The organism is Streptomyces prunicolor (genome assembly GCF_045162825.1).
GTDB classification, from domain to species: domain Bacteria; phylum Actinomycetota; class Actinomycetes; order Streptomycetales; family Streptomycetaceae; genus Streptomyces; species Streptomyces prunicolor.
Genome location: NZ_CP108676.1, coordinates 10,208,195 through 10,221,277 on the forward strand (window position 1 = coordinate 10,208,195; position 13,083 = coordinate 10,221,277).

Sequence of the window (13,083 nt, forward strand, 5' to 3'; positions counted from 1 at the left end):
ACGTTCGTTAGGAAGTTAACTAACGAAGTACAGTGCGTCAAGAGTCATCGCGCACTCGGCCACAGAGACCACTGTCCGGGCCCGCGTGACGTCAGGACATCCCGTCGCCGCATCCCACGGAACCCTTCCGGGAACGCGGCCTGTGAACTGGGGGAAGTGTGGAACACGTCGTGGCGCAGGCGTCTCGGCTGACCGAGAGCGCGAGTGCGGTGTTCGCGGTGCTGGCGAGAGCCGGCAGCGCGACCCGGCCGCAGCTCGCGACCCTTGCGGGCCTGTCCAAGCCGACGGTCTCCTCCGCCGTGGTGGAGCTGGAGAACGTCCGGCTGGCCGCCCACTCCGGCACCGCCTCCGGCGGCACGGGACGCAACGCCGCCGTATACCGTCTCGGCCCGGCCGCCGGTGCCGTACTCGCCGTCGACCTCGGCCCCGCCCTCACCCGGGTGCGCGGCTGCGCCCTGGACGGCACCCTGCTGGCCGAGGCCAGCAGATCCCGGGAGGACGCCGCCGGCGCCGTGCGCGAGGCCCTTGCCGCGCTGCCCGTCGGTATCCCACTGCGCTCGGTCGTCGTCGCCGTCGGTGACGTCCTGGCGCGGAACCAGGCGGGCGCCGGGATGCGCCCCGCGACCGCCAAGGCGGGCCCGGTGTTCGACGCCATGACGGTCGCCCTGCCGCCGGGTGTGCCGGTCCACCTGGAGAACAACGTCAACTGCGCCGCCCTCGCCGAACTGCACGAGGGTGCCGCCCGGGGCCGTCACACCTTCGGCTATCTGCGGATCGGTGTCGGTATCGGCCTCGGCATCGTCGTCGGCGGCCATGTGCTGCGCGGTGCGAACGGCGCGGCCGGTGAGCTCGCCCGGCTGCCCTACCCCTGGGACGACGCCGTGGTGCCGCGCCGTGAGGCCCTGGAGGAGTACGTGGGCGCCCGCTCGCTGCTGCGCCGGGCGGCGGCCGTCTGGCCCGACACCGGCGAACCGTGCCCCGGCAGCGCGGACCGGCTCTTCGCCCTCGCCCGGCAGGGACACGACACGGCGAGCGCCCTGGTCGGCCGGCACGCCGCCGACGTAGGCAGACTCGCCGCCGCCGTGGCCGCCGTACTGGACCCGGGACTGATCGTCCTCGGGGGCAGCACGGGCACGGACCCGCAGCTCCTGCCCGGTGTGCGGGCCGAGCTGGGGCGGCTGAGCTGGCCCACCGAGGTGGTCAGCAGCACGGTGGGTGATCTCGGCACCGTGGTGGGCGCCGCCCGGCTCGCGGTCGCCAGAGGAGTCCAAACCGTGACCGATGGTGCGGGGGCGAAGGATTGACGGCCTCCGACTTGGTCTGCCAATGTCCGGACAAGCGCTTTCTAAGTCGGCCGGGACGCCGACTTGGGGTGAGTCTTCCCAGCCCGTACGTGACGTACGGCAACCGCACGAGGGTGTGCTTGTGCGGTGACGGCCATGACGGCCGGGGATCTCGCCCCGCGTGGACGACGCGGCCGGGCGAGGCCGTGCCCCCGGAAAGCGACCTTTCCTGCAAAATGCACCCGTGCCGCATCGGTCGGCGCCGTGCTCCGTCTCCTACGACGAAAAAGGGATCGAAGATGACCACTGTGGGTGTGCGGCGCTCCAGCCGACTCGGCCGCGGCGGCATGCGCCGCCTTGTTCCCCTCGCTGCCGCGACCGCGGCAGGAGCCCTGTTGCTCTCCGCCTGTGGGTCGGGCTCCGGCTCCGGCGGCAACGCCAAGTCGCTGACGTTCTGGATCTCCACGGTTCCGGGCCAGGACGCGGGCTGGAAGAAGCTGATCACGCAGTACAAGAAGGAAACCGGCGTCAACGTCAAGCTCGTCAACATCCCCTACGACGGGTACACGACGAAGCTGCACAACGCCGCGCAGGCGAACTCGCTGCCCGACGTGGCGGACGTGCCCGCGCTGGACCCGATCTGGTCGAGCAAGCTGATCGACCTCAAGTCCATCGCGAACAACAAGAGCTACAACATCAACTCGAACTTCCTCGCGAAGGACTCGTCCGGGAAGGTGCTGGCCATCCCCTCGGACGTCACCGCGTCCGGCCTGTTCATCAACAAGTCGCTGTTCGAGAAGGCCGGCGTCGCCGTCCCCGCCTCGCCGGCGAAGACCTGGACCTGGACCGAGTTCATCGCGGCGGCCAACAAGGTGCGCGAGAAGACCGGCGCCAAGTACTCCCTGACGTTCGACCAGTCTCCGTCCCGGCTGCGCGCCATGGTGTACGAGATGGGCGGGAAGTACGTCCACGCGGACTCCTCCGGCAAGTTCTCGGTGGACGCCGCGACCAAGAAGGCCGTGAACTACTTCGTCGGACTGAACGACGACAAGGTCATGCCGAAGTCGGTGTGGACCAGCGGCGCCGACCCGTCCGCCATGTTCCAGAGCGGTGACGTGGTCGCCTACTGGTCCGGCGTGTGGCAGGTGCCGGCCTTCGCGGACAGCATCAAGAAGTTCGAGTGGGCGAGCGTCCCGACCCCCGCCCAGCCGGTGCAGGCCAGTGACGTCAACAGCGGCGGCATGATGGTCGGCTTCAACAACAACGGGGCCGCGGCCACCGCCGCGCAGAAGTTCATGTCCTGGGTGTACGAGCCCAAGAACTACACCGAGCTGGTCGAGACCTCCGGGTTCCTCCCCGTCGAGAGCGGTCTGAGCCCGAAGTACCCCTTCAAGTCGGCGGCGGCGCAGGCGGCGTTCAAGCTGTACAACGAGGAGATCCCGCTCTACGCCCCCATCTCGGGCTACTTCAACGGCGCGCAGACGAACTGGGTGCTGAAGGGCAAGAGCCTCACCGAGGACCCGACCAAGACGGAGCTCGGCAAGGCGATCAACGGCCAGCAGTCCGCTGACAAGGCCCTGCAGAACATCGTGGACGGCTACAACACGGCGGTCGGCGGCTGATCGTGGGCCAGAGGGCCGGGCGGCGGGGTCGAGACGCCGCCGCCCGCCCTGGTCACCCCCGTGATGCCGGGCTCATGACGTGAGCCGACAGCGATCCATTCCACCAGCACGGAAGTCAGGAAGATGACAAAAAGCGCCGCGGACGTGTCCGTGAGGCCGCCCAGGAAACGACGAAGCACCTACACCCTCGCGCCGCTCGTCCTCATCGCGGCCAACGTCGTGCTCTTCGCGTTGTTCTTCGTGTGGCCGGCGGTGATCGGGCTCGTCTACTCGTTCACGAACTACACCGGTGTGGGGGCGTTCCAGTTCATCGGACTGGACAACTACCAGAACCTGTTCGGGGACTCCACGTTCTACGACGCGCTGTTCCGGACGCTGCTGTACGCCGTGCTCGTCGTCCCGCTGAACTTCGTGCTCTCGCTGTTCATCGCCAACCTGGTGGTGAGCAAGCAGGCCAAGGGCGCGTCGGTCGCCCGAGTCGTCTTCTTCATCCCGTGGCTCATCTCGCCCATCGTCGTGGGTGTCCTGTGGCGGTGGCTGTTCGGTGAGAACTTCGGACTGATCAACTACGTCATCGAGAAGCTCGGCGGGCACGCGATCGCGTGGCAGTCGAACGCGGACCTGTCGCTGGGCGTCGTGGTGATGGCCGGTGCCTGGTGGGGCACGGCCTTCTCGATGCTGCTGTTCATCGCGGCGATCAAGAACGTGCCGGTGTCGTACTACGAGGCGGCCTCGCTCGACGGTGCCGGCCCCTGGCGCCAGTTCAGGAGCATCACGCTGCCGAGCATCGCGCCCACCTCCTTCATCGTCATCCTGCTCAACACGATCAACGCGATGAAGGAATACCCGCTGTTCGTCTCCCTCAACAACGGCGGACCGGGTACCTCGAACAACCTGCTTGTCCAGTACATCTACCAAACCGGCTTCAACCGGGGCCAGATCGGCTACGCGAGCGCCGCGTCGTTCGTGCTCATGCTCATCCTGATGGCCGTCGCGATCATCCAGCTGATCGTCAACCGGCGGGTGGAGAACCGATGACAACCACAGACACGCCGCGTCCGGTCGAGGGCAATTCCGGCCGGACCCTTTCCAAGAGGCAGCGACGCAACGTGCGCGACGGTGGGCTCCGGCGCGCGGTACCCGCGACGACACTGCTGTGGATCCTGGCGGCCCTCTACGGGCTGCCGGTCGTGTGGTTCGTCCTCAGCTCCTTCAAGCCGGCGGGAGACCTGTTCTCCCTTCCGCTGACGGTGCTTCCGCACAACCCCACTGTGTCGGGCTACAAGGCGGCGTGGGACAGCGCCAACTTCTCCCAGTACTTCATCAACACGGCCCTCGTGTGCGTGATCACGACGATCCTCACGGTGGGCGTCAGTTGCTGCACCGGGTACGCGCTGGCCAAGTACAACAACAAGTGGCTGAAGTTCTTCTTCCTCTGCATCCTGGCCACCACGATGCTGCCGTCCGAGGTCATGCTCGCCCCGGAGTTCCTGGTGGTCCGCAACCTGGGCCTCTACAACTCGTTCGCCGGCATCATCCTCCCGGCCGTGCTCACCGCGACCGGCTGCTTCATGTTCCGCCAGTTCTTCCTGACGGTCCCCGACGAGCTCGTCGAGGCCGCCCGCATCGACGGCGCGCGTGAGCTGTCGATCTTCCTGCGGATCATGGTGCCGATCTCCCGGCCCATCATGCTGACCCTCGCCATCCTGTCCTTCCAGTGGCGGTGGAACGACTACATCTGGCCGCTGCTGATGCTGAACGACCCCAACAAGTTCACCGTGCAGATCGGCATCCAGAGCCTCGTCGGGGCGCAGAACATCAACTGGTCGGTGCTGCTCGGCGGTTCGGTCATCTCGATGATCCCGCTGATCCTCATCTTCCTGGTCTTCCAGCGCTACGTCATGAGCGCCGACATCAACGCCGGACTGAAGGACTGACCGTGCCCGCCCCGCTCGACCACGATTTCGTCCGCGCGGCGGCCGGCGCCGCCGACCGGGCGGCCGCCCCGCTGGCGGCCGGCCCCGACGAGCAACCCGCCGGTGTGCCGCACCGTGGTCTGGCGCGCCGGGTGAAGACCCTGATCGCGGCCTACCGGTCCCCGGACTCGGCACTGCACGGCAGCGGGCAGGCGGTCGCCGCCGCGACGACCCACCTCCGCGCCCTGCGGGCCGTGCAGACGCCCTCCGGTCTCTTCGCGGGCGGAGACAACGTCCAGTCACCGCCCGACTCCGCGTTCACCGTCAACGACGTGTGCGACGCGTACGTCCTCGCCGCCGACGCGGGACCGGAACTGTGCGAGGTGACGGCCGGGCTCGCCGAGATCGCCCGCGCCGCCACCGCCGGTCTCCTGACCGGCGGGGTGCACACCCCGAACCACCGCTGGGAGCTGTCCGCGGCGCTCGCCCGTCTGCACCGCTCGTTCCCCGACGACCGGCTGCTCGACCGCGCCGAGCAGTGGCTCGCCGAGAGCGTCGACATCGACACGGAGGGCCTGTACTCGGAACGCAGCGCCGTCTACGCGTCCATCGTGACCAACCCGGCGCTGCTGTTGCTGGCCGAGGTGCTCGCGCGTACCGACCTGCTGGACGCCGTCGAACGCAACCTCGCCGCGACCCTGGACCTGATCAGACCGGACGGCACGGTGGAGACCGTCCACTCGCGCCGCCAGGACCAGAAGCTCTCGTTCGCGCTGTGGCCCTACCTGCCGCACTACCGGCTGCTCGCGATCCGCACCGGCCGGGGCGACTTCGCCCGCGCGGCCCGCCTGGCGGCCGCCGACGGCATCGACGACCCCGACCTGCTCGCCCAGACCCTCCTCACCCCGGATCTGTGCCGCGCCCTGCCGGCCCCGGACGCGGAGAAGCTCCCACGCGACCGGTACCTCCCCACCGCACGCCTCGCCGCACACGTCTCGGCCACCGCGCACACCGTGGTGTACGGCGGCTCCGACGTGCCCGAGCACCGGCGCATCCGCTCGGGCCTCGCCTGCAACCCCACCTTCCTGCGCCTGTTCGCCGGTGCCGCCGTCCTCGACGCGGTCCGCCTCTCGCGGGTGTTCTTCGACCTGGGCCCGTTCCGCGCCGTCGACATGGAACAGCTCGCCGACAACCGGTACCGGCTCACCCAAACCCTCACCACCGCCTACTACCAGCCGCTCCCGAAGGACCGGCGGCGCGACGACGGCGCCTACCGCCTGGTGGACGAGGGCCGCTTCTCCGCGGCGATGGCCTTCCCCGACCGCCCTCAGGACGAGGTCTCCCACACGACCCGGGTCGAGGTCGACCTGCGCGACGACGGAGCCGACCTGCGGATCGACATCAGTGGCCCATCGGTGCCCTGGGCCCTCGAACTGACCTTCCGGGCAGGGGGAGTCGCAGAGGGCGCGGTCCCGATCGGCGACGGACGCTGGTGCCTGACCACCGGCCCGCTGACCTACCGCGTCGGTGACGACGAGATCCGCGTCGAGGCCGCCGTCGAGGCGGGCGAACCCCTCGCCGGACCGGACCGGAGCGACGTACTACGGTACGACCCGGGCCAGGACTACACCGTGGCCGGCGGCACCGACGCGACGACCGGCGACCGCGTCTACCTCGGTGGATTCGGCCCGCAGACACTGACCGTCGCCCTGCGCGCCCGCCGCACCACACCCGCCCGCTGACCCCGACGACCCACACCATGGCCACCTCAGGCATGAAGGGCTGAACCACCCGTGCACCTCCTCCACCAGCGCGGCCCGCTGCACGACCTCCCGGACACCCAGGAGGCCTACGACGCGGTCCTTGCCGACGTCGTCGAGCAGGCCCTGCGCCGCATCACGCCGGACGGCAACCTCGAACACCCCGACTGCCACGACGACATCGGGGACACTTCGCTCGGGATCACGTCCCTGCTGGCCTTCGCCTGGCAGCGCGGCAAGGACCCACGGTTGCCGGAGGCGGTACGGCGCAGCCTCGCCTTCCATCTCCGCGAGCGCGTCTACACGGCGGACAACCCCGGCTACCCCAACCTTCAGGTGCGCAACTCCGGCCTCCCGTACGCGCGTTACGTCCTGGAGGCGGGCGCGCACCCCATCGGTGACTGGCCGAGCACGGCGTGGGCGCTGCTCCAGGCGGTCAACGTCCTGGACGCGGCGGACGGACTCGTCGACGACGAACAGCGCACCACGCTCGTCGAGTTGGCGCACGGCTACTGGCGCTGGCTCACCGAGGCGACCTTCTTCAACCCGCAGGAAGCGGGCAACCAGGCCATCGGCTGTGTCGTCGGCGGCCTGATGCTGGCCCGCCATCTCCCTTCAGGGGAAGGGGAGTTGGTCCGCACGCGCGCACTCCGTGTCTACGGCGACGAGATCCGTGCCCACAGCGTGAGCGACCGCGGCGCCCTCCTCCCGCCCGAGCACGGCGGAGCGTACGACAACAACTACGGGCCGATCTCCCTCTCCTTCCTCGCACAGGCCCACATCGTCAGCGGCGAGGACGTCTTCGCCGAGGACGGCGAGGCGCTGGCCCGCTACATCGACGCACGCCTCACCAACGGCGGCTTCGACAACGGCGGCCCGCGCTACAGCGAGCAGCACTCCGCCTTCGAATCGGTCCTCGGCCTGCGCTACTTCGGCAGCCGTATCGGCTCGGACATCGGCCGCTACCGGGGCGACAGCCGCTGGGCCCGGCACGCGGTCAAGCCCGACGGGGGAGTGGACGGGCACTTCGCGTGGATGCTGGTCTGGCAGATCCAGGACACCACGCCCTGGCACCGCACACCGTCGCCGGAGGCGGCCCGCCATCAACTCCGGGCCGGGACAGTGTCGGTGGCCTTCGACGACAGGATGACCCCGTCACTTGTCGAGGCGGACGGCACGTACTACCTGCCCGCCGCCGTGAACCGCCAGCACGGGTTCGGCCCGGTGCTCGACGGCTTCCTGTTCTGCCGCCCGATGGGCGAGGTGCGCGTCCGGGACGTCCGCGCAGAGGGCCTGACCGCCAAGCTGGTCACCAAGCCGGTCGTCGGCCGCGACCACGTCCTGCGGCACATCCGGTCCCTGTACGTCACCGACGGCACGCGCCTGTGGACGACGGTGGCCGTCCAACGGCTCGACGGAGCACCGTACTTGCTGGCCGGGCTGCCGTACGCGGCCGACGACGGTGACCGCGTGCGCAGGACGGCCGAGGGTGACGTCACCTCCGCGGGCACCCTGCGTCTCACCCACCCGACCGGCGAGGGCGCCGACCACTTCGACGCCCGCTCCGAACTCTCCCAGCAGGAGGCGGCGTTCGCCCTCGCGGCCGACCCGCGCGGTTACGGCAACCCCGACGAGGGCTGGGGTCACCTGGTCACCTCCACGGCACTGGAGGCCGAACCGGCACCGGGCGCGCCGGAGGACCTGCACGTGTTCGCCGTCCGGTACGGGCCCGGCGCCGGGGAGTTCGCGCCCGCCTTCGAGACCGGCGAGGACGGTCTGACTCTCACTGTCCGCACGGAGGCGTTCACCGCGGTGATCGGCGACCCGGCGGGCAATGCCGACGGCGAGCCGGAGCTCACCCTGCGGGCCTGAGGGTCACTCAACTGCCTGCCTGCGCCGCCGAGTTCTGCTCCGGCGCGGGCAGTGCGCCGCCCGGCACGACCAGGTCCGCCCGGTCCCGGGTCGTCGCCACCAGGTCGGCGTTGCGCTGGTCCGTGCCCAACACCCAGGCCAGGGCGGTCTCGTGGTCCTTGCCGAACTCCTCGTGCCGGGTGACGAGTCGCCGTACGCGTTCGTCCTCGTCGGTCTCGCAGAACCACACCTCGTCCAGGCACGGTCGTACCCGCGCCCATGAACCCGCCTCCAGCAGCAGGTAGTTGCCCTCCGTCACCACCAGGCGGGCCGTCGGCAGTACCGGGATCGCACCGGCGATCGGCTGCTCCAGGACGCGCTCGAAGCCCGGTGCGTACACGACGTCGTCGGTCTTCTCGCGCACGCGCCGCAGCAGCGCCGCGTAACCGGCCGCGTCGAAGGTGTCGGGCGCGCCCTTGCGAGCGCGGCGGCCGAGGCGGTCCAGTTCGACGTCGGCGAGGTGGAAGCCGTCCATGGGGACGTGGGCGACCCATGGTTCGCCGGTGCCGTTCAACGCGCGCACCAGGTGCTCGGCGAGGGTCGTCTTGCCCGCGCCCGGGCTGCCGGTGACACCGAGGACGGCGCGGCGGCCGGGGGTGGCGAGGGCGGTGGCACGGGTGAGGAGGTCGTCGAAAGTCAGCGGCACACGGAGAGTGTGCCATCCGTCTCGGTTGCCCGGCCGGGCAGATGATGTGCGGAAGATCGGGGAGTCGAGCCGACAGAGAGACCATGGAGTGGGGGACAGGAACAGGAGCCGTCCATGACCGACGACGCGACACAGATCCGCACCTTGATCACCGACTGGGCCGCGGCCGTCCACCGCGGTGACCTCGACGGCGTCATGGCCGACCACACCGAGGACCTCGTCATGTACGACGTCCCGCCGCCCCACGCGGGCATCCACGGCCTCGCCGCCTACCGCGCCAGCTGGCCGCCGTTCTTCGAGTGGCAGGCCCAGGGCGCCGGCTTCGACATCGACTCACTCGACATCACGGCGGGCACCGACGTCGCGTACGCCCACGCGCTGCTCCGGTGCGGCACCCCCGAGGAGTTCGCCGCCTGCCCGAGCCTGCGGCTACGGCTCACCTTCGGCCTGCGCAAGGAGAAGGGCCGGTGGCTGGTCGCGCATGAGCACCACTCGTTTCCGCACGACTGACGTGGAGAGGGCGCTCAACCCGCCTTGTTGATCAGCTCGTCGGCGACCCAGTGCGCGACGTCGGCGGGGTAGGGCGAGGAGAGTCCGAGCACGATGTGGTGGAAGCCCGCGTCGATCGCCTCGCGGATCGCGGCCCGGGTGGCCTCGGGACTGTCGTAGGAGGCGGAGAGGTGGATGGAGCGGGTGATCGTGGCGGGGTCGCGGCCGATCTCGGCGCAGTAGCGGTCGAGGAGCGCGCTGCGGTGGGTGGCGTCCTCGATGTCGCCACCGGGGATGTTCCACAGGTCGGCGTGCTCGGCGACCACGCGCAGGGTCGCCGCCGAGCGTCCGCCGATGAGGATCGGCGGGTGGGGGCGCTGGACGGGCTTGGGGTTGCCGAACGCCCCGGTGAGGTGGTGGTGGGTGCAGTGGAAGTCGAAGGGCTTCTCCTCGGTCCACAGCCGCCGGATCACCGTGCAGGCCTCGGCGAGGCTCGCCACGGCGTGCGCGGAGTCGTGGAAGGGGAGGCCGTGCGCCTCGTACTCGCGCCGGGCCAGCGGATGGTCCGGGCGTGAGCCGACGCCGATGCCGAAGTCGAGCCGTCCACCGGAGACGAGGTCGACGGTCGTGGCGATCTTGGCCAGCAGTGCGGGCGGCCGGAAGCGGTTGCTGGTCACCATCACGCCGAGCCGCAGTCGGCCGGTCTGCGCGGCGAGGGCGGAGAGCAGGGTCCAGCCCTCGAAGGCCGGTCCGTCCGGGTCGCCGCCGATCGGCATGAGGTGGTCGAACAGCCAGGCGTGCTCGATCTCCGGGACGGTGTCGGCTTCCTGCCAGACACGGAGGAGGTCGGGGTACTCGACCTGCATGGGGGCGGTCATGATTCCGAAGCTGGTTCGGGATGTGCGGGGCATGGCGCCTTCCGTCCTTCGGTAGCGCGTGGTGGCAGGCATGGCTTGGCCGTCCGGCTGCCGCTCTGGCATCATGGGCAATCGGAACAGTGTTCCGGAAAACGATACGGAACAGTGTTCCGTATATCAAGTTCTAGCGGTGGAGGAACTGCGCGGTGGGCGACAACGAGGCGGAAGCGGGCGGCGCGGTCCCGTCCAAGAGGGCCGACGCGCGGCGCAACAAGGAGACCCTCCTCGATGCCGCCGCCAAGGTCTTCGTCGCGTCGGGTGTCGATGCTCCGGTACGCGACATCGCGCGCGAGGCCGGTGTCGGACTCGGCACGATCTACCGGCACTTCCCGACGCGCGCGGATCTCGTCATCGCCGTCTACCGGCACCAGGTCGAGGCCTGCGCCGAAGCAGGTCCGGCGCTGCTCGCCGGCAGTGCCACGCCGTACGCCGCGCTGCGAGAGTGGATCAATCTGTTTGTCGACTTCCTGGTCACCAAGCACGGACTCGCCGCGGTGCTGCGGTCGGACACCGCCGGTTTCGAGGCGCTGCACGGCTATTTCCTGAACCGCTTGTTGCCCGTGTGTGCCGAGTTGTTCGACGCGGCCGTCGCCGCCGGTGAGGTCCGGTCGGACCTGACGTCCTACGAGATCATGCGCGGCGTCGGCAACCTCTGCGTCGGCGCGGAGGGCGACGACCGCTACGACGCGCTCCGGCTTGTCGATGTCTTCGTCGCGGGCATGCGTTTGTCCCGCTGACCGGGTTGCCGCCGTCTCGTTCATGCGTAGGTAGCCAGCGCGTCACTTGTTGCTCATCCCGTGCTGAGACGTTCCCTCTGTCGGAAAAGTTGGCTATACAACTTTGAGAGGGAGTGATGGTCATGTCACCGTCCGTAGAAGATCTCGCAGGGAACCGTATGGAGGACCTGTCGCTCACCTGGCTGCGGGACAACTGTCCCTGCCCCCGGTGCCGCGACCCGCGCAACGGGCAGAAGCTGTTCCAGATCACCGAGTTGCCCACCGGCCTCGCGCTGGACGCCGTGCGGCGGACCGCCGACGGCGTCGAGGTCGACTGGGCGCCGGACGGACACCGGTCCGCGTACTCCGCGCAGTGGCTGACCGCCAACCGGCCCGCCGCCGGGGACGGTTCCGGGGACCGGCGCGGCGAGAACGGCAAGACCCTGTGGACCGCCGCCGACCTGAACGGCCGTCTCCCCGATGCGAGTTGGACGGAGTACCTGGGCGACCCCGCGGTCAAGGCGCGGGTGCTGGAGGCAGTCCTCGGGCTCGGCTTCGCCCTGTTGCGTGACGTGCCGTGCCGCGAGGGGCAGGTGCTGGAGGTGGCGGAGACCTTCGGGTACGTCCGTGAGACCAACTACGGGCGGCTCTTCGACGTTCGGGTCGAACCCGACCCCAACAACCTCGCCTTCACCGGCGCCCGGATCACCCCCCACACCGACAACCCGTATCGCGACCCGGTGCCCACGCTCCAACTCCTGCACTGCCTGTCCAACGCGGCGGTCGGTGGTGACTCCGGACTGGTGGACGGGTTCAAGGCCGCCGCGCTGCTTCGTGCCGAGGACCCGGAGGCGTTCGCCGTACTGACCCGCACCCCCGTGCCGTTCCGCTTCAGCGACGCGCGCACCGAACTGGCCGCCGACCGCCCGCTGATCGACGTGGACGGCCGGGGCCGGATCCGCGAGGTGCGCTTCAACAACCGTTCCATCGGCACCCTGTTGCTGCCCGCCGACGAACTGGAGGCCTTCTACCGGGCCTACCGCACCTTCGCCGAGATCACCCTGCGCCCCGAACTCCAGCTGGAGTTCCGGCTGTTGCCCGGCGACTGCCTGATCTTCGACAACGTACGGCTGCTGCACGCGCGCACGGCCTTCGAGGAGAGCGGCGCCCGTCACCTCCAGGGCACCTACGCCGACCTCGACGCACTGGCCGGCACGTTGGCCGTACTGCGTCGCGAACGAGCCGTAGCGGGTGCGGAGTTCGTGGACGAGCTGGCCGAACTCTTCGTGGGCGAGGGCGCGAGCGCCTACCTGGGGGAGGAGGTCACGATGGCGCAGCACATGTTGCAGGCGGCGGCCCGGGCCGAAGAGGCGGGGGCGCCCGAGCCACTGGTCGCCGCCGCGCTGCTGCACGACCTCGGGCACTTTCACGGGCCGGTCAGCGGTGCGGAGTTGATGGAGGGCACCGACAACCGGCACAGCCACACCGGGGCGGACCGGCTGGCCGAGTGGTTCGGTCCCGAGGTCACCGAGCCGATCCGGCTGCACGTGGCGGCGAAGCGGTATCTGTGCGCGGTCGAGCCGGGCTACTTCGGCCGGCTCTCACAGGCGTCGGTGTACACGCTGGAGGTGCAGGGTGGTCCGATGTCTCCGGCCGAGGTCGCCGCGTACGAGGCGAATCCCTATGCGGCGGACGGGGTCGCGGTGCGCCGCTGGGACGACGAGGGCAAGGATCCCGAGGCGCCGACCCCGGACTTCGCGCACTTCCGGCCGCTGCTCATGGCCTTGCTGCGGAAGGACTGACCCTCTTGCCGCGGAAGCCGC

The 13,083-nt window shown here is 69.9% G+C and carries 11 protein-coding genes; 9 read left to right on the plus strand and 2 right to left on the minus strand.

Annotation, left to right across the window (positions count from 1 at the left end; all coding sequences use genetic code 11):
* Positions 1-170: 170 nt before the first annotated feature.
* From OG588_RS46155 to OG588_RS46180, 6 genes are all read left to right on the plus strand, one after another.
* Positions 171-1,304 (plus strand): ROK family protein, encoded by a 1,134-nt coding sequence (locus OG588_RS46155; protein ID WP_405952503.1) that lies wholly within the window; start codon positions 171-173, stop codon positions 1,302-1,304.
* Positions 1,305-1,582: 278 nt separating this feature from the next.
* Positions 1,583-2,905, plus strand: a complete 1,323-nt coding sequence (locus OG588_RS46160) for an extracellular solute-binding protein (RefSeq protein ID WP_405952504.1) — start codon at positions 1,583-1,585, stop codon at positions 2,903-2,905.
* Positions 2,906-3,028: 123 nt separating this feature from the next.
* On the plus strand, positions 3,029-3,943 hold the full coding sequence (locus tag OG588_RS46165; protein ID WP_317769705.1) for a sugar ABC transporter permease: 915 nt from the start codon (positions 3,029-3,031) through the stop codon (positions 3,941-3,943).
* A complete protein-coding gene (locus OG588_RS46170; protein WP_405952505.1) occupies positions 3,940-4,842 on the plus strand; it encodes a carbohydrate ABC transporter permease in 903 nt (300 codons plus the stop codon). The genes OG588_RS46165 and OG588_RS46170 overlap by 4 nt, the downstream gene beginning before the upstream one ends.
* Positions 4,843-4,844: 2 nt before the next feature.
* Entirely contained in the window at positions 4,845-6,563 is a 1,719-nt protein-coding gene (locus tag OG588_RS46175; RefSeq protein WP_405952506.1) for a hypothetical protein, read from the plus strand.
* A 51-nt stretch (positions 6,564-6,614) separates the two neighbouring features.
* Positions 6,615-8,453, plus strand: a complete 1,839-nt coding sequence (locus OG588_RS46180) for a hypothetical protein (protein ID WP_405952507.1) — start codon at positions 6,615-6,617, stop codon at positions 8,451-8,453.
* 7 nt (positions 8,454-8,460) lie between these two features.
* Here the strand turns inward: OG588_RS46180 and OG588_RS46185 are convergent, their stop codons facing one another.
* The gene (locus OG588_RS46185; protein ID WP_405952508.1) at positions 8,461-9,138 is read right to left on the minus strand and encodes a nucleoside/nucleotide kinase family protein; all 678 of its coding nucleotides are present in this window, start codon (positions 9,136-9,138) and stop codon (positions 8,461-8,463) included.
* A gap of 114 nt (positions 9,139-9,252) precedes the next feature.
* On the opposite strand from OG588_RS46185, the gene OG588_RS46190 reads away from it, so the two are divergent.
* A complete protein-coding gene (locus OG588_RS46190; RefSeq protein ID WP_405952509.1) occupies positions 9,253-9,648 on the plus strand; it encodes a YybH family protein in 396 nt (131 codons plus the stop codon).
* A gap of 14 nt (positions 9,649-9,662) precedes the next feature.
* Here the strand turns inward: OG588_RS46190 and OG588_RS46195 are convergent, their stop codons facing one another.
* Positions 9,663-10,538 (minus strand): LLM class flavin-dependent oxidoreductase, encoded by an 876-nt coding sequence (locus OG588_RS46195; protein WP_405952510.1) that lies wholly within the window; start codon positions 10,536-10,538, stop codon positions 9,663-9,665.
* A gap of 152 nt (positions 10,539-10,690) precedes the next feature.
* On the opposite strand from OG588_RS46195, the gene OG588_RS46200 reads away from it, so the two are divergent.
* Both OG588_RS46200 and OG588_RS46205 read left to right on the plus strand, forming a co-directional pair.
* The gene (locus OG588_RS46200; protein ID WP_405952511.1) at positions 10,691-11,281 is read left to right on the plus strand and encodes a TetR/AcrR family transcriptional regulator; all 591 of its coding nucleotides are present in this window, start codon (positions 10,691-10,693) and stop codon (positions 11,279-11,281) included.
* A 122-nt stretch (positions 11,282-11,403) separates the two neighbouring features.
* Entirely contained in the window at positions 11,404-13,062 is a 1,659-nt protein-coding gene (locus OG588_RS46205) for a TauD/TfdA family dioxygenase (RefSeq protein ID WP_405952512.1), read from the plus strand.
* The last annotated feature ends 21 nt before the right edge of the window (positions 13,063-13,083 follow it).